26 protein-coding genes are annotated in these 24,360 nt (G+C 72.6%); 15 read left to right on the top strand and 11 right to left on the bottom strand.

Annotated features, from left to right (window positions below; genetic code table 11):
* Positions 1-5: 5 nt before the first annotated feature.
* Positions 6-908 (bottom strand): D-hexose-6-phosphate mutarotase, encoded by a 903-nt coding sequence (locus tag ACZ58N_RS16905; RefSeq protein ID WP_471159869.1) that lies wholly within the window; start codon positions 906-908, stop codon positions 6-8.
* 141 nt (positions 909-1,049) lie between these two features.
* On the bottom strand, positions 1,050-1,475 hold the full coding sequence (locus ACZ58N_RS16910) for a hypothetical protein (RefSeq protein ID WP_471159872.1): 426 nt from the start codon (positions 1,473-1,475) through the stop codon (positions 1,050-1,052).
* Between the two features lie 267 nt (positions 1,476-1,742).
* Between ACZ58N_RS16910 and ACZ58N_RS16915 the strand changes: the two genes are divergently transcribed.
* Positions 1,743-1,928, top strand: coding sequence for a hypothetical protein (locus tag ACZ58N_RS16915; RefSeq protein ID WP_471159875.1), 186 nt, complete (start codon positions 1,743-1,745; stop codon positions 1,926-1,928).
* Positions 1,929-2,068: 140 nt separating this feature from the next.
* Here the strand turns inward: ACZ58N_RS16915 and ACZ58N_RS16920 are convergent, their stop codons facing one another.
* Positions 2,069-3,052, bottom strand: a complete 984-nt coding sequence (locus ACZ58N_RS16920; RefSeq protein ID WP_471159878.1) for a hypothetical protein — start codon at positions 3,050-3,052, stop codon at positions 2,069-2,071.
* A gap of 399 nt (positions 3,053-3,451) precedes the next feature.
* On the opposite strand from ACZ58N_RS16920, the gene ACZ58N_RS16925 reads away from it, so the two are divergent.
* From ACZ58N_RS16925 to ACZ58N_RS16935, 3 genes are all read left to right on the top strand, one after another.
* A complete protein-coding gene (locus ACZ58N_RS16925) occupies positions 3,452-3,712 on the top strand; it encodes a DUF6225 family protein (protein ID WP_471159881.1) in 261 nt (86 codons plus the stop codon).
* 100 nt (positions 3,713-3,812) lie between these two features.
* Positions 3,813-4,457, top strand: coding sequence for a nucleoside/nucleotide kinase family protein (locus ACZ58N_RS16930; protein WP_471159884.1), 645 nt, complete (start codon positions 3,813-3,815; stop codon positions 4,455-4,457).
* Positions 4,458-4,529: 72 nt separating this feature from the next.
* Entirely contained in the window at positions 4,530-5,549 is a 1,020-nt protein-coding gene (locus ACZ58N_RS16935; protein WP_471159887.1) for an ATP-grasp domain-containing protein, read from the top strand.
* On the opposite strand, the gene ACZ58N_RS16940 is transcribed toward ACZ58N_RS16935, so the two are convergent.
* Positions 5,546-6,286, bottom strand: coding sequence for a LamG domain-containing protein (locus ACZ58N_RS16940; protein WP_471159889.1), 741 nt, complete (start codon positions 6,284-6,286; stop codon positions 5,546-5,548). The genes ACZ58N_RS16935 and ACZ58N_RS16940 overlap by 4 nt on opposite strands.
* A gap of 129 nt (positions 6,287-6,415) precedes the next feature.
* On the opposite strand from ACZ58N_RS16940, the gene ACZ58N_RS16945 reads away from it, so the two are divergent.
* From ACZ58N_RS16945 to ACZ58N_RS16965, 5 genes are all read left to right on the top strand, one after another.
* Positions 6,416-6,835, top strand: a complete 420-nt coding sequence (locus ACZ58N_RS16945) for a DUF4440 domain-containing protein (RefSeq protein WP_471159892.1) — start codon at positions 6,416-6,418, stop codon at positions 6,833-6,835.
* 309 nt (positions 6,836-7,144) lie between these two features.
* A complete protein-coding gene (locus tag ACZ58N_RS16950) occupies positions 7,145-8,674 on the top strand; it encodes an MFS transporter (protein ID WP_471159895.1) in 1,530 nt (509 codons plus the stop codon).
* Positions 8,675-8,808: 134 nt separating this feature from the next.
* A complete protein-coding gene (locus ACZ58N_RS16955; protein WP_471159897.1) occupies positions 8,809-9,252 on the top strand; it encodes an SRPBCC family protein in 444 nt (147 codons plus the stop codon).
* Between the two features lie 184 nt (positions 9,253-9,436).
* Positions 9,437-10,798 (top strand): carotenoid oxygenase family protein, encoded by a 1,362-nt coding sequence (locus tag ACZ58N_RS16960; RefSeq protein WP_471159900.1) that lies wholly within the window; start codon positions 9,437-9,439, stop codon positions 10,796-10,798.
* A 135-nt stretch (positions 10,799-10,933) separates the two neighbouring features.
* Positions 10,934-11,587 carry an ABC transporter permease gene (locus ACZ58N_RS16965; RefSeq protein ID WP_471159903.1) on the top strand — a complete coding sequence of 218 codons (654 nt, stop codon included), beginning with the start codon at positions 10,934-10,936 and terminating at the stop codon, positions 11,585-11,587.
* Positions 11,588-11,597: 10 nt separating this feature from the next.
* Here ACZ58N_RS16965 and ACZ58N_RS16970 read toward each other — a convergent pair whose 3' ends face one another.
* Together ACZ58N_RS16970 and ACZ58N_RS16975 are read right to left on the bottom strand one after the other, a co-directional pair.
* Positions 11,598-12,203, bottom strand: coding sequence for a hypothetical protein (locus tag ACZ58N_RS16970; RefSeq protein ID WP_471159906.1), 606 nt, complete (start codon positions 12,201-12,203; stop codon positions 11,598-11,600).
* 199 nt (positions 12,204-12,402) lie between these two features.
* Positions 12,403-12,831, bottom strand: a complete 429-nt coding sequence (locus tag ACZ58N_RS16975; protein WP_471159908.1) for a DUF2690 domain-containing protein — start codon at positions 12,829-12,831, stop codon at positions 12,403-12,405.
* A gap of 203 nt (positions 12,832-13,034) precedes the next feature.
* Here ACZ58N_RS16975 and ACZ58N_RS16980 point away from each other — a divergent pair, with 203 nt between their 5' ends.
* The gene (locus tag ACZ58N_RS16980; RefSeq protein ID WP_471159911.1) at positions 13,035-14,279 is read left to right on the top strand and encodes a sensor histidine kinase; all 1,245 of its coding nucleotides are present in this window, start codon (positions 13,035-13,037) and stop codon (positions 14,277-14,279) included.
* Positions 14,276-14,941: a response regulator gene (locus ACZ58N_RS16985; protein WP_471159914.1), complete on the top strand. Its 666-nt coding sequence runs from the start codon at positions 14,276-14,278 to the stop codon at positions 14,939-14,941. The genes ACZ58N_RS16980 and ACZ58N_RS16985 overlap by 4 nt, the downstream gene beginning before the upstream one ends.
* A gap of 14 nt (positions 14,942-14,955) precedes the next feature.
* On the opposite strand, the gene ACZ58N_RS16990 is transcribed toward ACZ58N_RS16985, so the two are convergent.
* Positions 14,956-15,411, bottom strand: coding sequence for a DUF7144 family membrane protein (locus ACZ58N_RS16990; RefSeq protein ID WP_471159916.1), 456 nt, complete (start codon positions 15,409-15,411; stop codon positions 14,956-14,958).
* A gap of 211 nt (positions 15,412-15,622) precedes the next feature.
* Here ACZ58N_RS16990 and ACZ58N_RS16995 point away from each other — a divergent pair, with 211 nt between their 5' ends.
* The 3 genes from ACZ58N_RS16995 (at position 15,623) to ACZ58N_RS17005 (ending at position 18,799) form a co-directional block, all read left to right on the top strand.
* Complete coding sequence (locus ACZ58N_RS16995; protein ID WP_471159919.1) at positions 15,623-16,237, top strand: hypothetical protein; 615 nt, start codon at positions 15,623-15,625, stop codon at positions 16,235-16,237.
* A gap of 199 nt (positions 16,238-16,436) precedes the next feature.
* Positions 16,437-16,994 carry a PadR family transcriptional regulator gene (locus ACZ58N_RS17000; protein WP_389700625.1) on the top strand — a complete coding sequence of 186 codons (558 nt, stop codon included), beginning with the start codon at positions 16,437-16,439 and terminating at the stop codon, positions 16,992-16,994.
* Positions 16,995-17,074: 80 nt separating this feature from the next.
* A complete protein-coding gene (locus ACZ58N_RS17005; RefSeq protein ID WP_471159923.1) occupies positions 17,075-18,799 on the top strand; it encodes an acyl-CoA dehydrogenase family protein in 1,725 nt (574 codons plus the stop codon).
* A gap of 70 nt (positions 18,800-18,869) precedes the next feature.
* On the opposite strand, the gene ACZ58N_RS17010 is transcribed toward ACZ58N_RS17005, so the two are convergent.
* The 3 genes from ACZ58N_RS17010 to ACZ58N_RS17020 all read right to left on the bottom strand — a co-directional run bounded on the left by ACZ58N_RS17010 (position 18,870) and on the right by ACZ58N_RS17020 (position 21,916).
* Positions 18,870-20,225: a radical SAM protein gene (locus ACZ58N_RS17010; RefSeq protein WP_471159926.1), complete on the bottom strand. Its 1,356-nt coding sequence runs from the start codon at positions 20,223-20,225 to the stop codon at positions 18,870-18,872.
* Positions 20,226-20,296: 71 nt separating this feature from the next.
* Entirely contained in the window at positions 20,297-20,914 is a 618-nt protein-coding gene (locus ACZ58N_RS17015; protein ID WP_471160144.1) for a TetR family transcriptional regulator, read from the bottom strand.
* Positions 20,915-21,181: 267 nt separating this feature from the next.
* Complete coding sequence (locus ACZ58N_RS17020; protein WP_471159928.1) at positions 21,182-21,916, bottom strand: VanZ family protein; 735 nt, start codon at positions 21,914-21,916, stop codon at positions 21,182-21,184.
* Positions 21,917-22,046: 130 nt separating this feature from the next.
* Between ACZ58N_RS17020 and ACZ58N_RS17025 the strand changes: the two genes are divergently transcribed.
* Positions 22,047-22,733 (top strand): DUF4230 domain-containing protein, encoded by a 687-nt coding sequence (locus ACZ58N_RS17025; protein WP_471159930.1) that lies wholly within the window; start codon positions 22,047-22,049, stop codon positions 22,731-22,733.
* Here the strand turns inward: ACZ58N_RS17025 and ACZ58N_RS17030 are convergent.
* A complete protein-coding gene (locus ACZ58N_RS17030) occupies positions 22,724-24,193 on the bottom strand; it encodes an amidase (RefSeq protein WP_471159933.1) in 1,470 nt (489 codons plus the stop codon). The genes ACZ58N_RS17025 and ACZ58N_RS17030 overlap by 10 nt on opposite strands.
* Positions 24,194-24,360: the final 167 nt, after the last annotated feature.

Below are 24,360 nucleotides of genomic sequence, written 5' to 3' on the forward strand. Positions count from 1 at the left end.
GCACGTCACACCGGACGCCCGGACCCCGCCGACCCGGCCTGACCCCGGAGGGCCCGCAGGGTGACCGCCAGCCGGGCCGGGTTCCCGGGGGTGCTGACCAGGGGGCGGGCCAGTCGGGCCGTCTCCACGCACACGAACCGGCGGTAGCCGTCGTCGGTGAGGTCCGCCATGGTGTGCGAGAGCTCGGGGCCCGGGTTCCAGACCACGACGTCGCTCTGGTGCCGGTGGTGCACCACGATCGTGCGGGCGAGCCCCTCGTCGTGGACCAGGGAGCGGTCGACCGGCTCGGTGTAGACCCGCTCGACGCGGCCGACGGGCCGCAGTTCCTCCTCCGCCGTGTCCTGGGTACCGAGGAGGTTGTCGGTGTACCGCCCGCCCAACCGGGTGAGGCCCACCGCGTCGATGTCCCCGATCCGGAGGTAGGTGTGCAGGGCGGCGGTGGTCTCGTAGTCGCCGTGCGCCTCCAACTCGATGTCACAGGTCTCGCCGAGCGCGATGCGGGCGACGAGTGTGAACGGGTGCGGCCACAGGACGCGGGTCTCCTCGGTGTCCCGGAGGGTGAGGGTCAGCCGCACGCCCTCGGCGGACTCCTCATGTGCGTCGAGTTCCCACGTGGTGATCCGCGCGAACCCGTGCGAGGGGCTGCCGGCCGGTCCGAACCACGGCCAGCAGAGCGGAACCCCGCCCCGGACGGCCCGCCCTGCGGTCCACTCCGTCCTCTCGCTGAGCCACAGGCCCGGCTCCGCCCCCGTGGGCTGCCAGCCGACGACCTGCGCACCCTGGAGGGTCACGGCGGCGCGCACCCCGGGATGGTCGACGACGACCAGGGGGAGCTCGCCGATCCGGCGCAGGCTGACGGACGGGGAGAGCTGTTCGGCGACGGGGAGGGACAGGAGGTTCTCGTTCATGCGGTGACTCTTCAGAACGGACGCCCACCCAGTCAAACCGGCACCCCGTGCGTTCGGGCGCGAGCGGTGGCGGACGGTCCGGTCGAGGTTCCGGTCGACGCGGGTGGTCCCGGCGAGCGGCGCCGGGACCACCCGCGCTTCCTACGCGGTGCCCCGCGGACGCCTCAATCTCGTCAGCGCTTCCTGAAGGCCGAAGCCGAGCGCGCGCATCTCGGCGTCCACGGCTTCGAGTTCTCCGTCCCGACCCATCAGGGCCAGCTGCTCGCGGTACCCGGCCAGCGCCTCGGCGAGGAGCTCCTCCCATCCCCCTTCCAGAGCGCACATCCGGCGTGCGGCGACCAAGGCCTCCGTGCGGAGGGCGAGGGATATCGCGGGACGGTCCCAGAACTCCTGACTGCTGTACTCGTACAACGCCCCCACCAGTGCGGGCAGGTAGGCGAGCGGGCTCACCCGGACGAGCACGCGATAGGCGGCGACCCGTTGGCGTACCGGCAGGGTCCCCGATCCGAGGAGGGCCACCCGGGCCCGGAGGACTGCGTCGTGATTGATCTGCACCGTGTGATCCATGACGGTGATTCTGAAAGCCGCACAGGTGCCCAAACAAGGGCAATCGGCTGTGCCGTTCGTCCTACGAAAATGCCGTCTGACCTGTCATGATGGAAACGTCTTCACCCCTGTGCCCCTTCGACGGCCCGTCAGGCCCCTCCGAACGGCGGCCGGATCGCGATGTGACGAGATGTCATTGGGGGCGTTCGGGTGGAAGCGCACCCCTTGCGCAACCGCGCGCGGAGAGTGATGAGTCATGACGTTCAGTGACGACCCTCGGGAGGTTCGATGACCACCGCACCGACGTACGCACTCTCGTCCCGAACGCCGAAGTGGGCGCTCGATCCGTACCGTTTCCCCGGGCTGCAGGGTCTGCAAGGCCTCGACGGCCCGGACGCGGACGACGACCCCGGCCGTCCCGCGGCCCGGCCGGCCCCGGCCCGTGCCGACGACACGCGCGGGTCCGACCGCTGAGGGAAACCCCGGGCATACCGCCGGGCACACCGCCGGCCCCCGAACGACCGACCGCCCGCCCGTGCGGCCGTCGGAGCGGCGGGCACGGTGCGGGCGGTGGGGTGTGGTGCGGGTCGTGCGGTGGGTCGATCGGCGGGCGATCAGGCCTCGGACGCCACCACCGGGGTCGCGGCCGCGGGCTTCTCCTCGGTCGGCGCCTGCGGCGCCGGACCGTCCACCGCGGGCCGGGGAGCGGTGTACATCACCGAACCCTGCTTGTTGTCCTTCTCGATGAGCCCCTTCTTGGCGAGGCCCTCCAGGGTGTTGCGCACCACCTGGGTGGACGTGGACCGGCTCGGGTGCGCGGCCGTCAGCTCGGTGGACACCTCACTGACCATGCGGGGCTCGGCCGCGCCGGTCAGCAGGGCCAGGACGAGCTCGCGCAGGGGCGGCTCGGCGACCTTGGCGGGTGTCGGGACGGATGCCTTCTTCTCGGCCGGGGTGGCCTTCTCGGCCTTGACGGGGGTGGCCTTCTCCGCCTTGACGGGGGTGGCCTTCTCCGTCTTGGCGCCGGCGGCCGTCTTCACGGCCTTGACGGCCTTCTCGGCCTTGGTCGGGGCGGCCTTCGCGGGCGCCTCCGGTGCGGCCTTGGCCTGGGTGGCCTTCGTGGCGGCCGTCGCGTCGGCGGTCGCCTTCGTAGGTGCCGCCGCAACCGGTGCGGCCTTCGCCTCCGTTGTCTTCGCCCTGGTCGCCGTAGCGGTGCGGGTCCTGGTCGCGGTGGCGCCGCCGGGGGACTTCTTGGCCGTGGCCGCCTTACGTGCGCGGGGTGCGGTGCCCGACGCCTTCTTCGCCTGCCGGGGCTTGGGAACGGCCCGGGACGACGGGGACGGTGCCTCCTCGGCGGCGGGGAGCGGTGCCGGCGCGAGTGCGCCGGGAGAACCGCCCACGAGGACCCCCGCCGGAGGGACCGCGCCCTGGACGCCGCAGAGCCAGTCCTCGTCCGCCTTCAGTTGCTTCAGTCGGGCGTCGAGCTCCGTGATCCGCGAGGAAAGGTCCTCCTGCTCCTTGCGGTTGGTCTCCAGATCCGCGGCGAACCGCTCCGCGTACAGGCTGTGGATGGGCGTGGTGTCCAGCTCGTCTGCCATGTCGGCTCGCTCTCCTGTGAGACCTGGTGTGTTGCTGCCGGATGGTACTCACCTCCGGGCTGCTGTAGTTGGCTCCCGGCGAGATCCGCACCGATCGGGGTGCAGGAAAGCGACATCCCGGCAACGAGCGGCGCTGAAACGCTCCTTCCGCACCGACCGGAACACGGACGAAGGCCATGGGAGAGATGGTGCTCCCATGGCCTTCGTCAGTCGCGCACGCCGCGGGGGGTTTGCGGGGCATACACCTGGCGCGACATGAAGAGAAACGATCCGGCAGGGTGGAGGTCACGGGGTCACCGCAACCGGTTTACGGCGGGGTGTGCGCCGGGTGGTGACCGGGCCGCATGCCACGGCGCGGCGTACCGGCGACTCGGGTCGCGGTGGTTCTAACCTCGGCGCATGGCTGAGACGTTCGACCACACCCCGCAGGTATGGACCGCAGTGCGCCTGCGTGACGCCCTCGCGAACCTGCCCGACGACACCCCGATCCACATCGGGGTCGCGGACGGGCCGGGAGACTTCGAAGGATACGGCGAGTACGTCCTGGTGGACGCCGAGCCGGTGGAGATGGACACCGACGGCGCGGAGGGGGTACCGCTGGTGCAGTTCACCCTCTTCGCCGACGCGCGGGCCGGCGCCTACCACCTGGACGTCGACTGAACGCACCGACCACCCGAACGACCTCGTTCCGCGGTGAACCCACGACGCGAGTCACCCGTTCCGGTCCGCCTGCCGGACCGGGTCCGGCAGGATACGGCGTGTGGACACGACGGAGTCGCGCGAACCGACGGATCGGACCGAGCTGACGGAACGGGCCCGGGCGCTGGCCGCCCGGGGCGGTCGGCGGATCCTCGGCATCGCCGGGCCCCCGGGCGCCGGCAAGTCGACCTTGGCGGAGCGGTTGGCCGCCGACCTCGGGTTCTCCCGCGCGGTGGTCGTGCCGATGGACGGCTTCCACCTCGCCGGTGCGGAACTGGCCCGGCTGGGGCGGGCCGATCGCAAGGGGGCGCCGGACACCTTCGACGCCGCCGGATACGCCGCGCTGCTGCGCCGCCTGCGCGAGGAGGACGGCGGCACGGTCTACGCCCCGGCTTTCGACCGCACGATCGAGGAACCCGTCGCCGGGAGCATCCCCGTCGACCCGACCGTGCCGCTGGTCATCACGGAGGGAAACTACCTGTTGCACGACGCGGGGGACTGGGCGCGGGTCCGGCCCCTCCTCGACGAGGTGTGGTACCTGGCGCCCGATGACGTCCTGCGCGTGGCCCGCCTGATCGACCGCCACGTGCGCCACGGCAAGGATCCCGCCCGGGCCAGGGCCTGGGTCCTCCGCTCGGACGAGGCCAACGCCCGGCTCGTCGCCCGCGGGCGCGACCGGGCCGACCTGGTCCTCGACATCGGTTGAGCCCTGCGCGCCCGTGGATGCGATCATGGACAGGATCCCCTCGGACGACGAAGGAACGGGACGGCCGACACCGTGGACAGCAACGCCGAAACCGTGCAGGACCAGGCCCATACCGCGCACGACGACGCCCGAACCGCACACGCCGACGCGGCAACCGCGCACGACGACGCAGCCGCCGCACCGGCCCGCCCGTTCGCCGAGGGTGCCGCTCGGGACGTGCCGAGGGTGGCTCTCGCCACCGACGCCTCGGGCATCGCGCACGACGGCGAACTTCCGGTTCTGGTCGCCGCCCTGCGCGCGCGGGGCATCGACGCGACGGCCGCGCGGTGGGACGACGCGGGCTTCGACTGGGCCGCCCAGGACGTCGTGGTCATCCGATCCACCTGGGAGTACACGGGCCGGTTGCCCGAGTTCCTGGCCTGGGCGGATCGGGTCGACGCGGTGACCGCGCTGCACAGTTCCGCCCGAGTGGTGCGGTGGAACAGCGACAAGAGGTACCTCGCGGAACTGGCAGCCCTCTCGGTGCCGACCGTCCCGACCCGCTTCGTCGCCCCCGGCGAGGACATCGCACTGCCGGAGCACGGGGACATCGTCGTCAAACCCTCGGTGTCCGCGGGCTCCCGCAACAGTGCCCGCTACACCCCGACCCAGCGCGCCGCCGCCGAGGCGCATGTACGCCTTCTCCAGGCGGCCGGCGAGACGGCGATGGTTCAGCCGTACATGGACCGGATCGCCGACGGCGAACGGGCCCTGGTGTTCCTGGGAGGTCGGTTCAGCCACGCCCTGCGCAAGGGGCCGGTGCTGACCGACACGGGCCGCATCGACAACGAGCGCGCCCCGCACCCCGACCTGACCGCACACGTACCCGACGGGGCCGAACGGGACCTCGCCGCGGCGGCTCTCGCCGCCGCGGCGAAGGTGGTCGGCCCGATGGGCGTCTACGCCCGGGTCGACCTCGTGCGGGGCGCCGACGGGACGCCGGTGGTGATGGAGCTGGAACTCATCGAGCCCAACCTCTTCCTGACGGTGTCCCCGGGCGGCGTCGAGCGGTTCGTGGACGGCGTGGCCCGACTGGTGGGGGAGACCGGTTAGCGCCGGTACACCTTCAGCGTGGAGACCTCGTACGACATCTCGGTGGCCGAGGGGTCCGGGGCCGGGTGGTACCTGCCGGCGCACACCGACAGGTTGACGATCAGGTACGCGCGCCAGGTGCGCCCCACCCCCCTGCCGTCGCTGAAGACGCGGGCGCCGTTGACCCACCAGATCACCGAGTTGCGGCCGAACTCGACCTTCAGGTCCACCCAGCCGCCGGGCCGCACGGACGGGTCACGGTGGTAGCGGTGGCCCTCCCGGACGTGGTTGGACAGCTCCAGCAGATCGGGGTTGTCGGGGTGGTACTCGAAGACGTCGATTTCCTGGCCGCCGTCGCGCCAGGTCCAGATCGCGGGCCACGCCCCGCGCTCGACGGGCAGTTTCACGCGGGCTTCCAACACGTCGCCCGTGCGCACCATGAAGCCCTCGTCGCTGCCCTCGGTGGTGAGCAGACCGCTGTCCCAGTTCCCGTCGGGGCGCAGGGTCGCCCGGAAGACGCCGGCGCGGCTGTAGGTGGGGTCGGCCGTCAGGTGATCGAGTTTGTTGTCGCGCGGGTTGACCGGGCCGCCGCCGGGATACGCCCACGAGCGTCCGGCGATCCATTGGGTGGGGGAGGCGAAGTCGGCGGTGAAGGCGGGGGCGCGACGCGGCGCGATGACCGCCGCTGCGCCGCCGCCCCCCTTGGGAGCGAGACGGCGCGTGAGGCGCCGCAGCCATCCGGGTGTGTCCGTGTCCATGCACCAGTTCTGCCCACGGCGAGTGGAATCCATCCTCCGTTTCTCACTGAAAGTAATGGATCAAACGCGTGGAGCTACCACCGTGGTGGGATCGTTGCCCGGTGCGGAGCGGTGCGCGAGGATGGGCCGGTGTCCGACGTGAAGCGTGAACTCGACCTGCTGATGCGGACGTTCCTCGGTGCGTTCACCAACGTCGGGGGCCGACGGCCGAGGTTGGAGGCGGTCAGGGAGGTGTTCATCCCACAGGGGATGATCATCAAGAACGTGGGGGGCGACCCCGTCGTCCACGACCTCGACGGGTTCATCGCCCCCCGGGAGCGGATCCTGACCGACGGCACCCTCACGGAGTTCCACGAATGGGAGGTCGCCGAGCGCACGGAGATCTTCGGGTCGGTCGCGCACCGGTTCAGCGAGTACCGCAAGTCCGGCCTCCTCGAAGGCCGGCGGTTCGAGGGCGCGGGGCACAAGACGACCCAGTTCGTCCGGACGCCCGCCGGCTGGAGGATGAGCTCGATGGCCTGGGACGACCACCCGACCGACCCGGCCTGATCCCGGCGGTCGAGGCCCCGGCGGTCGAAGGTTCCGGTGGTCACCGCCCGCAGCCGATCGGAGGACGCCCGCCGCGGTCCGATCGCGGACCGGCCGGACACCCCGGTCCCGGGCGGGGCCGCCGCGTCCGGGACCGCCGCCGGATCGTCGGACGGGCGCCGGGCGGGCATCCCGCCCCCCGACGTCGCGGGGGCGAAGTGATCCGCGTGCGTGACCAGGTGCTCCGTGGACAGGTGCGGACAGCACTGGACAGTCGTCGTCGGCGGCGGGCATGGAAAGTGGACACCGCCCGACACGAGGCTGTGCGTCATGAACCTTGGACGCACGAACGGCGAGCCCGCCGCCCCACCCCGTCGGGGAGCCGCGCTCGCGGCGCTGGCCGCCGCGCAGTTCACCGTGATGCTGGCGACCTCGATCGTGAACGTGGCGCTGCCGCAGATCCGGTCGGGGGTGGGGCTTTCGGACGGCGGCACCACATGGGTGGTCAACGCCTACAGCCTGGCGTTCGGCGCGCTGCTCCTGGCCGGGGGCCGGGCGGGGGACCTGCTCGGTCGCCGCCGGCTGCTGATCGCCGGCCTCGCGGTGTTCGCCGGAGCCTCGCTCGCGGCCGGGCTCGCCGACTCTCCCGGCCTGCTCATCGTCGCCAGAGTCGTGCAGGGCGCAGGCGCCGCCGCCATCGCCCCGGCCGCGCTGGCCCTGACGATGGACCTGTTCCCGCCCGGCCCCGGGAGGGGCAGGGCGCTGGGAGTGTGGGGCGCGGTGTCCGGCGCCGGGGGAGCGAGTGGAGTCCTGTTGGGCGGGGTGCTCACCCAGGCGTGGGGCTGGCCCTGGGTCTTCCACGCCGTGGCGCTCGGCACGCTGCTGGTCCTCGTCGCCGTGGTGGCGCTCGTGCCCCGGTCGGCGGAGCGTGCGGCCGGACGGTTCGACCTGTTGGGGACGGCGACCGTCACGCTCGCCCTGACCTGTCTCGTCTGGGGACTGACCGGCGCGCGGGCCTCGGGCTGGACGGACCCGGGGGTACTGGCGGCCCTGCTGGGCGCCGTCGTGCTGCTCGTGGCCTTCGTCATCGTCGAGCGCCGCCGGCCGGACGCACTGATCCCGCCCCGGATGTTCACCACCGGCCGCATAGCCGCCGGCAACGCGTTGATGGCGCTCCTGGGATCCGTATGGATCGCCCTGTTCTTCTTCCTGCCGCTGTACCAGCAACAGGTCCTCGGCATGAGCCCGCTGGCCACCGGGGCGGGACAACTCCCGCTCGCGGCGGCCAACATGCTCGGGGCGGTCCTTGCGCCACGGCTCTCCGGCCGGATCGGTGCCACGGCGACCCTGACCGGTGGACTGATCGTCGAGGCGGCGGGCCTGTGGTGGCTGTCCCGGATGAGTGCGGACGGGAGTTACCTCCTCGACGTCCTCGGTCCGAGCGTCCTGGTCGGACTCGGCCTGAGCATCGGCTTCGTCCAGCTCACCGCGCTCGCCGTGGACGGCGTGCCCCGGCAGGACGCGGGCCTGGCCGGTGGGCTGGTGAACACCACCCGTCAGATCGGCGGTGTGATCGGACTGGCCGCTCTCGCCACCCTGGCGGGATCCGTCACCGCCCACGCCGGCGCCCACGAGTCCCCGTTGGAGGCCCTCACCTCCGGCTACCGGGCGGCCTTCGCGGTCTCCGCCGCGATCCTGGCCGCCACCGCCCTCCTCGCCCTCCCGCTCACCCGCCCCGCTCGTCGCCCCGGAGGCTCCGTCCCGGCGTTCGTGCCCACGTCCGGGGCGCCGGCCGAGCCGCCCTCCCCGGAGGGGCGGGCCGGAGACCGGAAGGCCGCGGCCCGATCCGAAACCGCCTGACCGGGCGGGGGGCCGAACTGCACGACCCGCGACCGCACGACCGAACCGCACGACCGAACCGCGCAACCCGAAGCCCTACGACCCGATCCGTAGCACCCGATCCGTACCGAGCACCGACAAGGACAAGGACAAGCATGCACACCACCGTCGACACCACCGCCCCCGTCGTCGTCAGCCTCTCGACGTCGATCGACGCCGCTCCCGCCACCGTCTGGGACCTGCACACCGACGTCGACAACTGGCCCCTCTGGAACACCGGCATCGACCGGGCCCGACTCGACGGCCCGTTGGCCGTCGGAACCGGCTTCGCCTGGCTCACCCACGGGCTGGACATCACCTCCACGATCCACGAACTCGTACCGGGACGACGGATCGTCTGGGGCGGCACCGTCCAGGGCATCGTCGGCATCCACGTATGGACGTTCGAGCCGTCCGGGGCCGGGGTCGTCGTCCGCACCGAGGAGTCCTGGAGCGGCGAGCCCGTCGACGCCGCGGTCGACGAACTCGCGACCGCCCTGAGGACCTCCTTGCAGGACTGGCTCGACTGTCTCAAGGCCCGGGCCGAGCAGCCCGCCTGATCCCCGGACGGCCCCAGCCCGGCCCCCGGCCACCGCCCCGGCCGCGGTCATGCCCATGAGCACGGCCGCGCGCACGGCGACGACGACCACCCCGGCGACGACCACAACCACACCACCACGACACCACAACCACACCACCACAGCCACCGCCGCCATCGGCGCCCATGAGACACGAGGACCCCACATGACCACCCCGCCCTACCTGACCGGCCACTACACCCCCGTCGCCGACGAGGTGTCCGCCACCGGACTCACCGTCGAAGGCACCCTGCCCCCTGAGCTGACCGGCCGGTTGATCCGCAACAGCCACAACCCCAAGCCCGGCGTGACCCCCAGCCACTGGTTCAAGGGCAGTGGCATGGTCCACGGGATCCGCCTGCGCGACGGTCGCGCCGAGTGGTACCGCAACCGGTGGGTCCACACCCCCGCCCTCGACGGCGCCCCCTACATGACCGCCACGGGCCCCGACCTCACCGCCAGCACCGCCGGCACCCACGTCATCGAACACGCCGGACGCCTTCTCGCCCTCTGCGAGGCCAACCTCCCGTTCGAGCTGACCCCCGACCTCGACACCGTCGGCGCCTACGACTTCAACGGCACCCTGCGCACCGCGATGACCGCCCACCCCAAGGAGGACCCGCGCACCGGCGAGCTCCACTTCTTCGGTTCCTCACCGTTCCCGCCCTTCCTCACCCACCACGTCGCCGACGCCAAGGGCGAGATCATCCGGACCGCGGAGATACCGGGAGCGACCGCCTCCCTCAAGCACGACTTCGCGATCACCCGCCATCACGTCGTCTTCGTCGAGGGCAACGTCACGTTCGACCCCGCGGAACACTCCGGCATCCCCTACGGCTGGAGCGACGACCAGCCCGCCCGCATCGGCGTCATGCCCCGCGGCGAGGACGGTGCCCGCCACATCCGCTGGTTCTCCATCGAACCCGGCAACATGCTGCACGTCGGCAACGCCTACGAGGACGGCCAGGGCAACATCGTCCTGGAAGGCCCCACCGTCGACCGCGAGGGCTTCCGGCTCTCCTGGAACTGGTGGGTCGGCGCGCCCGGTCGCGGCACCGAGCCCAACACCCGTTCCTACACGCGCCGCTGGGTGATCGACCTGAAGGCCGGCAGCGTCGACGAGCAGATCATCGACGACCTCGCGGTGGAGTTCCCGACGCTCAACGAGAACTACCTGGGCGCCGAGCACCGCTACCAGTACGCCGTGTCGTTCCCCGACCACGAGGGCTACGGCGGCTACGGGGTCGTCAAGTACGACCGCACCACGGGAGCCCGCCGCATCCACCGGATCGGCGACGCCAGGCTGCCCAGCGAGGCCGTCTTCGTCCCCGCCGCCGGTGCGACCTGTGAGGACGACGGCTACCTTCTCACCGTGGTGTCCGACCTCAAGCAGGACGCCTCCCAGTTGCTGGTGCTGGACGCCTCCGGCCTCGACCGGGTCGCCACCGTCCACCTGCCGCGCCGCGTCACGGCCGGTATCCACGGCTCCTGGATCCCCGACGCCGACCTCGACCGGGCGGGCGCCTGACGCACCGCCCCGGGGGCGCGGCGTGGACCGCGTCCCCGGCAGGCCCGCCCGTACGACGGCGCCGGACCACGGGTCCGGCGCCGGCCGTCACGTGCGGCGCCCCACCACCCCGCCGTTCCCGATGGAGGTCCCACCATGTCCGGTCCCGCAACCGCCCCGCCGCCCGTCGCCCATGTCCGTACCCCGTCCCCGCCGGGCGACCGGCCCGCCGCCCGGAGCGAGGCCGAGCCCGCGCGGGCTCCGCGCGAGGTCGACAACCGTGCCGCCTACCTCGGCTTCGGACTCGCCTACGTGCTCGGGCACGGGGCCGCCGCGCTCTCCGAGGGCTCCGCACCCCTGCTGGAGCTGCCCGGCTGGCTGCCGTTGACGCTCCTCGGGAGCGGGCTCGTGGCCGGTATCGTCCTGGCCACGAGCGCCGCCGCGCGGGCCCAACAGGGGGCTCCCGCCGCGGACGTCCTCTCCGGCAGGCTGCTCGGGGCGGCCTGGATCGCCGCCTTCACCGTCCTGTTCCTCGCCATCACCGGCCTCACGTCGCTCGTCGACGAACCGCAGCTGCAATCCCTCCTGTGGCCCGCCGGCTCCGGGCTCGTCGTCGGTCTGCTCTACCTGGCCGAAGGCGCCGTGCGCCGCAACGTGTTGCACTACGGCCTCGGCCTCTGGCTCGCGCTGATCTCCACCGCGGCGCTCCCGCTCGCGACCCCCGGCCTCTACTGGGTGCTCGCCGTCGGGGGAGGCGGCGCCTACGTCCTCGCCGCCGCCCTCGAACACCGGCGCCTCCGCGCCGCCTGACTCCCCCTCCTCAGGGCCGCAGTCCGGCCCGCCTCAGTGCCACCTCGGCCAACTCTCCGATGACCTGTTGGTCACCGCGCCGCCAGGCGTCGGCGAGACCGCCCTCGGGAGCGCGGAGCGCGGTGAGGGCGCGGGGCGGACCGGTCAGGGCGCGCAGGGCGAGCAGGTCGGCGCCCCCGGGCGCGTCGAAGAGCCGTTGCACGGCGTTGCCGCGCAGGATCCAGCGCAGGCGGGCGGGGAGCCACAGCAACAGGACGACGGCCACGGGCACGACGATCAGGGCGGCGGTGGTCAGGGTGGCCACCTGGCCGACGGCGTCCTGCATCGACTGTCCGGCGTCGGCGAGCCCGGCACCGGCGTCTGCCGCGGACCGGAGCGGCTTGCGCAGCAGCCCGCCGACGAGCGGCACGTTCGAGGCGGCGTCGCCGGCCTTGCCGAGTTCGGTGGCGAGGCCGGTACCCGAGCTCTCGACCCTCCGGCCCGGCTCGGCCAGCTTCATGATGGCGTCGTGGACGGCCAGGGCGAACCACACCGCGGCGGCCACCAGGGCCACGGCGATGACGTCCGCGACCACTTGGCGGCTCCGGCGGGCTGGGGTCTGTGCGTAGAGGCGCATCGGCGGGCTCCGAGTCAGGACGTCGAGGAGGACCGGCCCCGCCGTCGGGGCCCGGCCGGTCGCTCGACGGTACGCCGGACTCGTCCCTTCCGGTGGTCTCCGCGCACGGACGTCCGCGACGCGGCGCCGCCGCGCCGCTCCCGGTACCGGCCGCGCGGTCGCTCGCCCCCCGTGAACGGGCGACCGCGCGGCCGGAGCGTCAGTACCAGCCCGTACAGCGCGTGGTGCCGGTGGTGTCGTTCCAGGCGCAGGCCCGCATCACCCAGCCCGCGTCGTCGTAGGCGGGGGTATGCGTGTCGGTACCGGAGTTGACCGTGGTCATGCCCATGGGGCCGGTCCAGGTGCCGCCTCCGTTCGAGGAGCGGTCCACCCACACCTTGTCGCCCGGATCGGCGTTGTGGATCCGGCCCCAGGCGCAGCGGCTGGAGGTGCTGTAGCGCAGCTCGATCCGGATGGAGTCGACGCTGCCCGTCCTCTTCGTGACCGCGTTCGACGTCGAGCAGGCCATCGCCGAGGCCCCGCCCGTCGCCGAACCGGGCGCCGCCTGGGCCGCCGTCCCCGTGAGCCCGAGGCCCGCCACCATGGCGACGCCCGCCGTCACGACGCCCACCCTCTGCTTGATCCGCATGTGATCCCCCTGTGATCGACCGGGTGATGATCCGCACGCCGGGCGGCGTGCGTTCGGACCCCTGTACGGTCTCCCGGATGCCGCTTCCGGGCGTCAACCCCGAAGTTGACTCCCGCGGTAAACCCCTGCGTCAGTACCGCGCGCCCGCGTGGTCCACCCCTGGTATGACGACCGCGTCCGACACCGCCGCGTAAAGTGCGCCGATGCGCTTCAGGCTCCGGCCGGCGGACCGGCTCCGCTCCGTCGACCCGCGGTTGGCCGACGCCGCGTTGGCCCTGGGCGTGACCGCCGCCGCGGCCCTCGCCGGGCGGCAGTACCACCCGGCGGGATGGCCGCCCTTCGACACCACCGCCTACGTGTTGACCGCCTGGGTCGCGCTGCCGCTGGCCGCCCGCAGGTCCGCGCCGGTGTTCGCGCTGGTCGCCTCCTGCCTCGGCTACGCCTGCTACCTCGCGGCCGGCTACCAACCCTCCCTGAACTTCTGGGCCCCCGCCGCCGCCCTGTACGGGGTCGCCGCCCGGCGACCGCCCCGCACGGCCGCGGGCGGCGCCGCACTGTGCGCGGCCGTCGTGTTCTGCAGCGGGCTGGCCGCTCCCGAAATCGGCCTCACCATCACGGTGGTACAGGCCCTGGGCGTGCCGGCCGTGGTGTGGATGTTCGGCAACGGCGCCCGCGTCCTCGACGAGCGCAACCGCCAACTGGCGGCGCTCACCGCCCGCTTGCGCCGGGAACAGGAGTGGCGAGAGCGCCAGGCGGTCTCCGAGGAGCAGCGGCGCATCGCCCGTGAGCTGCACGACGTCGTCGCGCACCACATGGCCGTGATCAACGTCCAGGCGGGAATGGCCGGTTACGTCTTCCCGTCCGCGCCGGAGAAGGCCCGCGCGGCCCTGGGAACGATATCCGAGACCAGCCAGGAGGCCCTGCGCGAACTGCGCCGCATCCTGACCCTGTTGCGTTCCGCCGCGGACGTCGAGGACGGCGAGGAGAGCCGCGCCCCGTACGCCCCGATCCCCGGGCTGGCCGGTCTGCGGGAGGTGGCGGAGCGGGTGCGGGCCGCGGGCGTCGCCGTCGACCTGCGGATCGACGGGGCGCCCGGGCCGCTGCCGCCCGGCGTGGAACTGTGCGCGTACCGGGTGGTGCAGGAGGCACTGACCAATGTGATCAAGCACGCGCGGCACGCGGCCGTCGTCGTCCTCGTCTCCCACCGGCCCCACGAACTGCTGGTGACGATCACCGACGACGGCGCGGGCGGTCCCGAAGACCGTCCGGATCCGGCCAACGTTGCGCCCGGGCCCGGGCACGGCTTGATCGGCATGCGCGAACGGGCCAAGCTCTACGGCGGAACGGTCGAAGCCGGTCCACGAACCGAGGGGGGATTTCGCGTGCGCCTCACCCTCCCGGTCCCGGCGGGGCCCTTCCCCGGGCCACGGAACCGGCCACCGGCATGATCCGGACCCTCGTCGTCGACGACCAGATCCTGATCCGCGCGGGCCTCGTGGCCCTGCTCCAGGCGGCGCCCGGCATCGAGGTGGTCGGCGAGGCCGAGGACGGCGAGGGCGCGGTCGAGGCCGCCGCCCGCACCCGACCGGACGTCATCCTGATGGACATCCGCATGCCCGGCCTGGACGGCACCGCCGCGACCGAACGCATCCTCGCCCGGGCCGTGGACCCCCTTCCCCGGGTGCTGGTCCTGACCACCTTCGACCTCGACGAGTACGTGTACGCCGCCCTGCGGGCCGGCGCCTCCGGCTTCCTCCTCAAGGACACGGGGCCGGAACGGCTGATCGAGGCGGTCTCCGCCGTGGCCCGGGGCGACATGCTCTTCGCCCCCAGCGTCACCCGCCGCCTGATCGAGTCCTACGTGAACCGCGCCGACGCGGTGCCGGACACCCCGGCCGACCTGGACGTCCTCACGGCCCGCGAGCGCGAGGTGCTGTGCCTGGCCGCCAAGGGGCTGTCCAACACCGAGATCGCCGGGCGGCTCCACATCGGCGAGGCAACCGTCAAGACGCACCTCAACCGGACCATGACCAAACTCGACCTGGACAGTCGAGCCCAGGCCGTGGTCGTGGCGTACGAGACGGGCCTGGTCGTCCCGGGCTCCCCGTAAGGAGCCCGGAGGGGTCAGGCGCCGGCGGACCGGGCGCGACCGCCGTCGTTGCACAGGGCCCAGATGATGAAGCCGCTGATGGCGATGGAGATGACGGCCCAGATCGGCGTGTAGGGCAGCCACATGAAGTTGAGGACGATGCTGACGGCCGCGAGCACCACGCCCGTCGCCCTGGCCCACAGCGCGCCCTTGAGGAGTCCCGCGCCGACGACGCCGAGGACGATGCCGAGGACCAGGTGGATCCAACCCCAGGCGGCCACGTCGAACTTGAAGACGTAGTCACCCACCTGTGTGTAGACGTCGTTGCGGGCGATACCGGTGATGCCCTTGATCACGCCGAGGACACCCTCGATCAGGAGGAGGACGCCGGCGAACATGGTTCCGCTCGCTGCCCACGCGCTCCGACTGTCGAACACGTCCCGGTCCCGGTGGGCGCCGGTGGGGGAGGTGGAAGGCGATTGCTGTGCCACGAGAGGCTCCTTCATGGGGCTGCGCGCCCGAAGGGGACGCAGGTCCAGCCTCCAAGGAGCGCCGTGGCCCTGACACCCGGACGCGTCCGTTCGGGTGATGGGTCGTCGCCGCCGCCGGGGCCCCGTCTCACTCTCTGAGTACGGGATGGCACGCATTGGCATTTTGTCTAAGCTGAGCGCCGCTCGTCGTCACGTCCCCAGGAGTCCACCCATGTCCACGCCCCCGCAGCCCGGTTACGGCGCACCCCAGCAGCCTCACGGGCAGCAGCCGTACGGGCAGCAGCCCTACGGTCAGCAGTTCCCGCCCCCGCCGAAGCCGGGCATGAGCACCGGCAAGAAGATCGCCCTCGGCTGCGGCATCCCCACCGCGCTGGGACTTCTCCTCCTCGGCGGCTGCGCCGTACTCGTCGGCGAGGCGGCGAACGAGGTGGGCAAGGAACTGGAGAAGAACTACGACAGCGCCTCGGTCGCCCCCGACGCGAAGTCCGGCGACAGCTCGAAGCCCGGCAAGGACCCGGACATCACCCAGGACGTGAAGGTCACCGCCTGCAAGGTGGAGAAGGGCGACTTCGACCTGAAGGAACTCGTCGTCGCCGTCGACTACGTCAACAGCGGTGACCGCCGGTTCACCTACCTGGTCGAGGGCGAGATCCTCGTCAACGGCCAGAAGAAGGCCGACCTGACCTCGCTCGGCCAGAACCTGGCACCCGGCCAGAAGTTCACCGACGACAAGGCCGGCGCGCTCGGCTACGAGATCGCCCAGTCCGCCAAGGCGGGCGACAAGATCGAGTGCAAGATCCTCAAGGTGTCCCGCAACTCCTACTGAGCACCGGTCCTACTGAGCACCGGCTCCCGGCGTCGAACGCCCACCGCCCGGCGTCATGCGCCCACCGCCCGGATTCCCCCCGAACTCCCCCTTCGAGGCCCCCGCCGACCCATCGGCGGGGGCCTCGTCGTCGTGAGCCGTGTCTCACCCGGGCTCCGGCGCTTGTATGTGCAACGAGTTGCATAGAAGGATTCGGGGCATGGCCCTTGAGCACGCGATCCTCGTCTCCCTGCTGGAGCAGCCGGGCTCCGGTTACGAGCTGGCCCGCCGCTTCGACCGGTCCATCGGCTACTTCTGGACCGCGACGCACCAGCAGATCTACCGCGTGCTCAAGCGCATGGAGGCCGACGGCTGGATCGACGTCCGCGAGGTGCCCCAACAGGGCCGTCCGGACAAGAAGGAGCACTCCGTCGCCGAGGCCGGCCGGGCCGCCCTCTCCGCCTGGCTGTGCGAACCGATCCAGCCCGACAGCGTCCGGCACGAACTCGCCGTGAAGATCCGCGGGGCGGCCTTCGACGACGACCCCGCCGCGCTGATCCGCGAGGTCGAACGGCACCACCTCGCGCACGCCGACCGGCTCACGCACTACCTCGCCGGTGAACGGCGCGACTTCACCGGCCCGGACGCCCCCGCCGGATCCGACGCGGGCCGCGAGCTCCAGCACGTGGTGCTCCGCGGCGGCATCGCCTACGAGCGGATGCAGCTGGCCTGGCTGGAGGACGTACTGGCCACGCTCCACCGGCTCGCCGAGCGCTGAATCCGCCCGGCCCCGGGGCCGGGCGGGAGCGGCCGGTGGCCCGGCCCCGACACCATCACCGACCCGAAAGGCGCACACCGATGACCGACCCGCTGCTGTTCAACCCGCGCACCTACGACCCCGCGCACTTCGACCCCGAGACCCGTCGACTGCTGCGCGCCACCGTCGACTGGTTCGAGGACCGCGGCAAGCGCCGGCTGATCGAGGACTACCGCACCCGTGCCTGGCTGGGCGACTTCCTCGCCTTCTCCGCGAAGGAGGGCCTTTTCGCGACCTTCCTGACGCCGGCTTCCGCCGCGGGCCCGCAGGTGTCCGACAAACGCTGGGACACCGCGCGCATCGCCGCCCTCAACGAGATCTTCGGCTTCTACGGCCTGGACTACTGGTACGCGTGGCAGGTGACCATCCTCGGTCTCGGCCCGGTCTGGCAGAGCGAGAACGTCGCCGCCCACGCGCGTGCCGCCGAACTCCTCTCCGAGGGCGAGGTGTTCGCCTTCGGCCTGTCGGAGAAGACCCACGGCGCCGACATCTACTCCACGGACATGCTGCTGACGCCTGAGGGCGACGGAGGCTTCCGGGCCACCGGGTCCAAGTACTACATCGGCAACGGCAACGCCGCCGGTCTCGTCTCCGTGTTCGGCCGCCGCACCGACGTGGAGGGCCCCGACGGCTACGTGTTCTTCGCCGCCGACAGCCGCCACCCGGCGTACCGGCTCGTGAAGAACGTCGTCGACTCCTCGAAGTACGTCAGCGAGTTCCGCCTGGAGGACTACCCGGTCACCGCCGCCGACGTCCTGCACACCGGCCGCGCCGCCTTCGACGCGGCCCTGAACACCGTCAACGTCGGCAAGTTCAACCTCTGCACGGCTTCGATCGGCATCTGCGAGCACGCGATGTACGAGGCCGTCACCCACGCGCAGAACCGCGTTCTCTACGGCCGCCCCGTTACCGCCTTCCCGCACGTGCGCAGGGAGCTGGCCGACGCCTACGTCCGCCTCGTCGGCATGAAGCTGTTCAGCGACCGGGCCGTCGACTACTTCCGCTCCGCCGGCCCCGAGGACCGCCGCTACCTCCTCTTCAACCCGATGACGAAGATGAAGGTGACCACGGAGGGCGAGAAGGTCATCGACCTGATGTGGGACGTCATCGCGGCGAAGGGCTTCGAGAAGGACACCTACTTCGCGCAGGCCGCCGTCGAGATCCGAGGCCTGCCGAAGCTGGAGGGCACGGTCCACGTCAACCTCGCCCTGATCCTGAAGTTCATGCGCAACCACCTGCTGGATCCGGTCGAGTACGCGCCCGTCCCGACCCGCCTCGACGCGGCCGACGACGAGTTCCTCTTCCGCCAGGGCCCGGCCCGCGGCCTCGGCTCCGTACGCTTCCACGACTGGCGCCCCGCCTTCGACGCGTACGCGGCCCTGCCGAACGTCGGCCGTTTCCGCGAGCAGGCCGACGCGCTGTGCGCGTTCGTCACGACCGCCGCGCCCGACGAGGCGCAGAGCCGGGACCTCGACCTCCTCCTGGCCGTCGGCCAGCTCTTCGCCCTCGTCGTCCACGGCCAGCTGATCCTGGAGCAGGCCCGCCTGACGGGCCTGGACGAGGACGTGCTCGACGAGCTGTTCGCGGTGCTCGTGCGGGACTTCTCGGCGCACGCCGTCGAACTGCACGGGAAGGACTCCGCCACCCCGGAGCAGCAGGCCTGGGCGCTCGACGCGGTCCGCCGTCCCGTCGTCGACACCGACCGGTCGGCCCGCGTCTGGGCACGGGTCGAGGCGCTGTCCGGTGCCTACGAGATGAAGCCGTAGCGGGCGGGGTCCGGCCGCGGACCCGGATCCGGCCCCGTCGCGCGGTTGGCGACGGGGCCGGATCGGCCGGTCAGGCCTGGTCGCCCTCCAGCCCCTCCAGGCTGTCCATGAACGAGCTGACGGAGAACACCGCACGACCGGGACCGGCCGGACCGTAGCCGGGAGGGGAGCTCAGGCCGAACTCCTCCAGCGTCGCCCGGTAGGTCTCCAACAGCCGGATGTGGTATTCGAGCGGTGCGCCCAGCGGGTTGGCCTTGCCGAGCGGCGTCGTCGGCTCCGGGCACCAGGTGGTGAAGCGGGGCACGACCCCGTGCGACATGAAGTACCGCAGCCCCTCGCGGGTCGACTCGATCGCCTCGCTGACCTTGGTGAAGCCGAACGGCTCGGCCATCTCGATGCCCGCGACGAAGTTGGGGATCACGTTGCGCGGCCCGAACACCTCCGTGGACTCCAGGATCCGGCGGTGCCACTCGTCGCGGCCGACGTAGCGCTCCTTGCCCGGGCAGTGCAGTTCGAACAGTCGCTTGTCCCACACCTCGAAGTTGGGGTGGTAGATGCGGATGCCGTAGTCGTGGAAGCGCTGCACGTCGTCGCGGGGCAGGGCCTGGGCGACGACCTTGCCGGTCCAGCGGCCGGGGAAGCGCTCCTCGATGGCCTTCGCGTAGTGGCCGTAGAAATCGGCCTCGTCACGGCCGGCGACCTTGGAGGTGATCGAGCCACCGGTGAGCGTGTACGCCTTGGAGGCGCCGGCCGTGTCGTACCGGTCGATGATCTCCAGGGCCTCCAGCACCTCCTCGACGGGCTTCACACCGGTGTAGGGGCGCCCGGCCGCCTTGTGCTGGCGCCAGTTGTGGTTGATGTCGCAGAACTGGCACTCCTCCTTGGCACCGAAGTACTGGCACACCCGGAACACGGTCAGGTAGATGAGGTAGCCCCACTGGATGGTCGGCGCGACCTCCATCACCGACTTGCCGTTCGACAGCTTGTGCCGGTAGTACTCCGGCATCGGGGGCAGGCCGACGTCCGCGATCCGCGCGCCGTCCAGGTACAGGCCGAGCGTGCCGTCGTCACCGCCGCGCACCACGTAGGGGGAGTCCGGGTTCACCCGGACGGAGACGACGGTGCGGCGCAGGTCGTAGGGCCCGCCGGTGAGGACGACCTCCTCGGGCGGCCGGTTGAGCGCGGCGGCACCTAGCTCCGGCAGGGTGCGGTGGTCGAAGGAGAAGATGAAGTACGACTTCGGCTTGACGTCACCGCTGCCCCCGTCGGCGGTGCCGCTCAGCGCGGACTCGTCGAAGGCCATGCCGCCGCGCAACAGGTCTTCCTTGATCACGGCTTCCCGGGGCACGTGGGGGAAACGGCCCATCAGGTCCTCGACCAGTGCGGTGCGGCTGGTGCCGTCCGTGCCGTCTGCGTGTTGCTTCATTTCCGACTCCTCCAAGGTCGCGCGCCGGGGCGCGCGGGTGTGACGGCGGGCGCGGTGCCCGTCGGCACGGTTCAGTTCGTCCGGACGTCCAGTGCCGGGGCCATCATCGCGAAGGCCCGCGCGGCCACTGCGGCCGGGTCCTCGCCGCCGTTGCCGGCGGCCCGGCCCCCGGCCCGTCCCTCGCCCGAGCTCCAGCGGCGCAGCGCCGTGTCGAAGGCGGTCAGCGCCATGCCGGCGGCCAGCCGCGGGTACAGGTCCGTCTCGACGTCGAGGCCCAGGCGGCGGGCCAGCTCCGCGGCCAGGTCGTCGCGCCACTCGGCCTGCCGTTCCAGGAAGCGGGCGAGCAGTGCCGGGGTGCGCAGGATGAGCCGTACCACCGGCAGTGCCCGGTCGGGGTGGTCGCGGCAGGCGCCCAACGGGACCGAGACCGCGTGCAGCAGGGCCACCGAGGGTTGCTCGTGGGGCGGGCGGGCCGCGAGTTCCGCGGAAACGCCGGCTCCCATGTCGGCCAGGAACTGGACGACCACGTCCTCCTTGGACGCGAAGTAGCGGAAGAAAGTCCGCTTCGAGACACCGGCCGTGGTCGCGATCTCGTCGATGGTGACCACGTCGAACCCCTTCAGCGCGAGCAGCCGGAGGGCCGCTTCGGCCAGCTCGTCGGAGACGAGCCGGCGCTTGCGCTGGGCCATGGAGAGGCCGGGGTGGGTGGTCACCGGCCCATCGTAACCGCATGCCTCGAACGGCACCGGGGCGCGTCCTGGCACCGGATGCCGGTAGGGGCAGCCTGCGCCACGAGGCGTCGGATCGGAGCGGCCCGGCCGCCTCGCGCCCTCCCGGACGTGGCGGGCGGCCGGTTCACCGGGCCTGACGGCGCGGCCGGCCGCCACGGGTGCGCAACGCGCCGCGGCGGCCGACCGCGGGGTCGGCCGCCGCCCGGTGGGAGCGGTCGGAAGGGCTCACGGACGTGCGGTTCGCGCGCGCGGATCCCGCTTGATCCATCGGTCGACCAGACTCCGCGCGCCGGTGCGGGTGTCGTCCGACGCCGAGCGGGCCTCCGTACGGGGGAGCTTCCTGGTGTCGACGTCGACGGCCGGTGCCGGCTGGTCCGGGGTCGGCTGCTGCTCCGCGATCGGGCGCGGCGTGCGGTGCCACCAGTGGTGGCGGCGCGGGTGTACGGCGCGGCCCATGCGGCGGCCGAGGAAGAGGTAGCCCAGCAGGGCTCCCGAGGTGTTGAGGATGACGTCGTCCACGTCGAAGGCCCGCCCCGTGACGAGCGCCCCCTGGATCAGCTCGACGAGCGTCATCACCACGGCGGTGGTGACCGCCACCCGCAGCAGCCCGCGGGCCTGCGGCAGGAGGACGGGCAGCAGCACGCCGAACGGCACGCCCAGCAGGATGTTGCCGCCGAGTTGCTTGGCGGCGTCCTTGACGGACGCCCCCTCCAGGTAGGCCTCGATCGACGCGCCCGGGTGGACGTTGCTGTGCACGAGGGCGGCGGAGGCCGCCGAAGGCTCCAGGGTGACGCGGGCCAGGGCGATGCTGAAGAGGACCGTCCCCACGAAGGCGCCCAGCATCGCGAGCACCCGCAGCGCCGGGTGGGTGGGCGGCTGCCGCGGCTCCGGGGGTACGGAAGGCTGCCTGCGCCGGCGGATTCTGCGGCGGGGCTCGGCGGCGTTCTTCGGCTCGTGCATGGTCACTCCCTCGGAAACCGAACGGTTGCTGGCGAGCCGTGTACCCCGCGGCGGGGCGTCCACGCGTGCCCGTGGCGAGCGGCGTCAACATGGCACGGATGACCATGAATTGATGGGGCACCCGGTCCGCATGGAGACCAAAGCGAACGACCCCGCGCCGTCCGCCGGACCGGACGCGCGGCGTGGACGCCGCCGCCGGGCGGTACAGGCAGCCGTAGCCCTGACGGCCGTCGCCGTCCTGCTCCTGGTCGCCGGCAGGCTCCTCCAACTGCCCGGCCTCGGCGACCTCTTCGGCACCAGGACCCATGACCGGACCGGGCCGGCCGTTCTCACCTCCCTGCGCGACATGAGCCGGTTGGAGGGCGCGGCGGGCGACTACCAGGTCGTGGTCGACCTGGAGCGCGACGCCCCCTTCCTCCCGGACGCCGTCCGGGGGACCCGCACCCTGTACGTCGGCGCCGGCTCCGTCTCCGCCTTCGTGGAACTGGGCGGACTCGACGAAGGGGCCGTCGCCGTCGACGCGGACCGCACGGCCGTGACGCTGAAACTGCCCCACGCCGCCCTCGGGACGCCGGCGCTGGACCCGAACCGCTCGTACGCGGTGTCCAAGCAGCGGGGCCTGCTGGACCGGCTCGGCGACCTCTTCTCGGACAACCCGTCCGGCGAACAGGCCGTCCAGAAGGTCGCGGTCCAGCGGATCGACGAGGCGGCCCGCGCCGGCGGCCTCACCCAGAGGGCCGAACGGAACACCACGACGATCCTGGAGGGCCTGCTGCGCTCGCTCGGCTTCGAGAAGGTCTCCATCTCCTACGCGTGACCGCCACCGGACGGGGCCCTGCCGGTGCTCCGGCGGCTCCGGCCGACGCCGCGCGGGTCGATCGGCGCGAGGACACCGAGGCGGTCCTCGACGGCCTGCGCGGCCTCCAGGCACAGGTCCTCCCGGAAGGCCCGGCCCACGATCTGCACGCCGCACGGCAGCCCGTCCGTCACACCGGTCGGTACGGCCACGGCGGGGACCCCCACGAAGCTGGTCGCGGTGCACAGCCGCATGCCCGCCGCGACCCGGTCCCGGCCCGCCGCGTCGCGGGACTCCAGGCCCGGCTCGACGGGCGGCTCGGTGAAGGAGGGCCCCAGCACCAAGGGGTGGGCGTCGAGGAACTCCGCCCAGGAGCGCCGGATGTTCATCCAGGTGCCCATGAGGCGCACGAGTTCCTCGGCGCTCGCCGGCGGGGTCCGCTCCATCGCCCTCGCGATGTACCGGTCGCCGCCCTCACCGAGCAGCGTGCGCACCGCCGGCCAGGACGGGGCGAACTCCGTCATGGTGATCCGGCCGTAGGCGTCGAGGGTCTCCTCCAGTCGCGGAACGTCCGCGACCTCCCGCACCGCGTACCCGGCGTCCCGGAGCGCGTCGGCGGCGGTCTCCACGGCGGACCGGACCGCCGGGTGCACGCCGAGCCCGCCCGGATCCGTCACCACGGCCACCGTCACCGGGCCCGGCAGGGACGGGCCGCGGAGCGGTACCGGTACGGCCCGGGGGTCGCGCGGATCGGTGCCGGCCAGCACGTCGAACGCCAGCCTCAGGTCGGCGACCCTCCGGGCCAGCGGGCCGTCGGTGACCAGCATCTGCGAGGCCGGTCCCGGGTCGTCGGTGCCCAGTACGCGATGGTCGGCCGGGAACCGTCCGCCGGTCGGCTTCAACCCGGCCACACCGCAGAACTGCGCCGGAACGCGGATCGAGCCGCCGGAGTCGTTGCCGAGGCCGAGGGCGGCCATGCCCGTGGCGACGGCGACGGCGTCGCCCCCGCTGCTGCCGCCCGGGGTCACGGAGGGGTCCCACGGGTTGACGGTGTCGCCGAACAGCTCGCTGCGGGTGTGCATCCCCGCCAGGATCAGGGTGGGCACGTTGGAGTGCCCGATCGGGATGGCCCCGGCGGCCCGCAGCCGGGCCACGGGCGGGGCGTCGGCGGCGGCCACCAGACCGCGGAAGCGGGGCACGCCGAAGGTGGTGGGGATCCCCTTGACCGGGGTGCTCTCCTTGACCGTGAAGGGCACCCCCGCGAGCGGCCCGAGGGCATCGCCGGCGGCCCGCGCGCGGTCGGTGCGCGCCGCGGCGGCGCGGGCCCCGTCGGCGATGAGCCGGGTGACGGCGTTCACCACGGGGTTGACGGCGGCGATGCGCTCCAGGTGGCTCTCGACGATCTCCGCGGCCGAGGCCTCGCCGCTCCGCACGGCCGCCGCCTGCCTGCCGGCCGACATCTTCCACAGGGCGTCACCCATGACCCGTACCCGTCTTCCCGTACTCGTTCCGATGCGATTGCATCGGAACTCTATCCCGTCAACCGATGCGATCGCATCGGAAAAGAGGCGTGCGGCCCCCGCGCCCTTCCCGCGCGATCCCGGCACCGTTCCTCACCCGGAGGGCCCACCCTGATGGACCGGCCGGA

The organism is Streptomyces sp. NPDC040432 (genome assembly GCF_055595445.1).

What these genes read in the sequence shown, in the direction of transcription:
- ACZ58N_RS16905 (WP_471159869.1), bottom strand. Translation starts at nt 908, where the DNA reads ATGAACGAGAACCTCCTGTCCCTCCCCGTCGCCGAACAGCTCTCCCCG.
- ACZ58N_RS16910 (WP_471159872.1), bottom strand. Translation starts at nt 1,475, where the DNA reads ATGGATCACACGGTGCAGATCAATCACGACGCAGTCCTCCGGGCCCGG.
- ACZ58N_RS16915 (WP_471159875.1), top strand. Translation starts at nt 1,743, where the DNA reads ATGACCACCGCACCGACGTACGCACTCTCGTCCCGAACGCCGAAGTGG.
- ACZ58N_RS16920 (WP_471159878.1), bottom strand. Translation starts at nt 3,052, where the DNA reads ATGGCAGACGAGCTGGACACCACGCCCATCCACAGCCTGTACGCGGAG.
- ACZ58N_RS16925 (WP_471159881.1), top strand. Translation starts at nt 3,452, where the DNA reads ATGGCTGAGACGTTCGACCACACCCCGCAGGTATGGACCGCAGTGCGC.
- ACZ58N_RS16940 (WP_471159889.1), bottom strand. Translation starts at nt 6,286, where the DNA reads ATGGACACGGACACACCCGGATGGCTGCGGCGCCTCACGCGCCGTCTC.
- ACZ58N_RS16950 (WP_471159895.1), top strand. Translation starts at nt 7,145, where the DNA reads ATGAACCTTGGACGCACGAACGGCGAGCCCGCCGCCCCACCCCGTCGG.
- ACZ58N_RS16955 (WP_471159897.1), top strand. Translation starts at nt 8,809, where the DNA reads ATGCACACCACCGTCGACACCACCGCCCCCGTCGTCGTCAGCCTCTCG.
- ACZ58N_RS16960 (WP_471159900.1), top strand. Translation starts at nt 9,437, where the DNA reads ATGACCACCCCGCCCTACCTGACCGGCCACTACACCCCCGTCGCCGAC.
- ACZ58N_RS16965 (WP_471159903.1), top strand. Translation starts at nt 10,934, where the DNA reads ATGTCCGGTCCCGCAACCGCCCCGCCGCCCGTCGCCCATGTCCGTACC.
- ACZ58N_RS16970 (WP_471159906.1), bottom strand. Translation starts at nt 12,203, where the DNA reads ATGCGCCTCTACGCACAGACCCCAGCCCGCCGGAGCCGCCAAGTGGTC.
- ACZ58N_RS16975 (WP_471159908.1), bottom strand. Translation starts at nt 12,831, where the DNA reads ATGCGGATCAAGCAGAGGGTGGGCGTCGTGACGGCGGGCGTCGCCATG.
- ACZ58N_RS16980 (WP_471159911.1), top strand. Translation starts at nt 13,035, where the DNA reads ATGCGCTTCAGGCTCCGGCCGGCGGACCGGCTCCGCTCCGTCGACCCG.
- ACZ58N_RS16985 (WP_471159914.1), top strand. Translation starts at nt 14,276, where the DNA reads ATGATCCGGACCCTCGTCGTCGACGACCAGATCCTGATCCGCGCGGGC.
- ACZ58N_RS16995 (WP_471159919.1), top strand. Translation starts at nt 15,623, where the DNA reads ATGTCCACGCCCCCGCAGCCCGGTTACGGCGCACCCCAGCAGCCTCAC.
- ACZ58N_RS17000 (WP_389700625.1), top strand. Translation starts at nt 16,437, where the DNA reads ATGGCCCTTGAGCACGCGATCCTCGTCTCCCTGCTGGAGCAGCCGGGC.
- ACZ58N_RS17005 (WP_471159923.1), top strand. Translation starts at nt 17,075, where the DNA reads ATGACCGACCCGCTGCTGTTCAACCCGCGCACCTACGACCCCGCGCAC.
- ACZ58N_RS17010 (WP_471159926.1), bottom strand. Translation starts at nt 20,225, where the DNA reads ATGAAGCAACACGCAGACGGCACGGACGGCACCAGCCGCACCGCACTG.
- ACZ58N_RS17015 (WP_471160144.1), bottom strand. Translation starts at nt 20,914, where the DNA reads ATGGCCCAGCGCAAGCGCCGGCTCGTCTCCGACGAGCTGGCCGAAGCG.
- ACZ58N_RS17020 (WP_471159928.1), bottom strand. Translation starts at nt 21,916, where the DNA reads ATGCACGAGCCGAAGAACGCCGCCGAGCCCCGCCGCAGAATCCGCCGG.
- ACZ58N_RS17025 (WP_471159930.1), top strand. Translation starts at nt 22,047, where the DNA reads ATGGAGACCAAAGCGAACGACCCCGCGCCGTCCGCCGGACCGGACGCG.
- ACZ58N_RS17030 (WP_471159933.1), bottom strand. Translation starts at nt 24,193, where the DNA reads ATGGGTGACGCCCTGTGGAAGATGTCGGCCGGCAGGCAGGCGGCGGCC.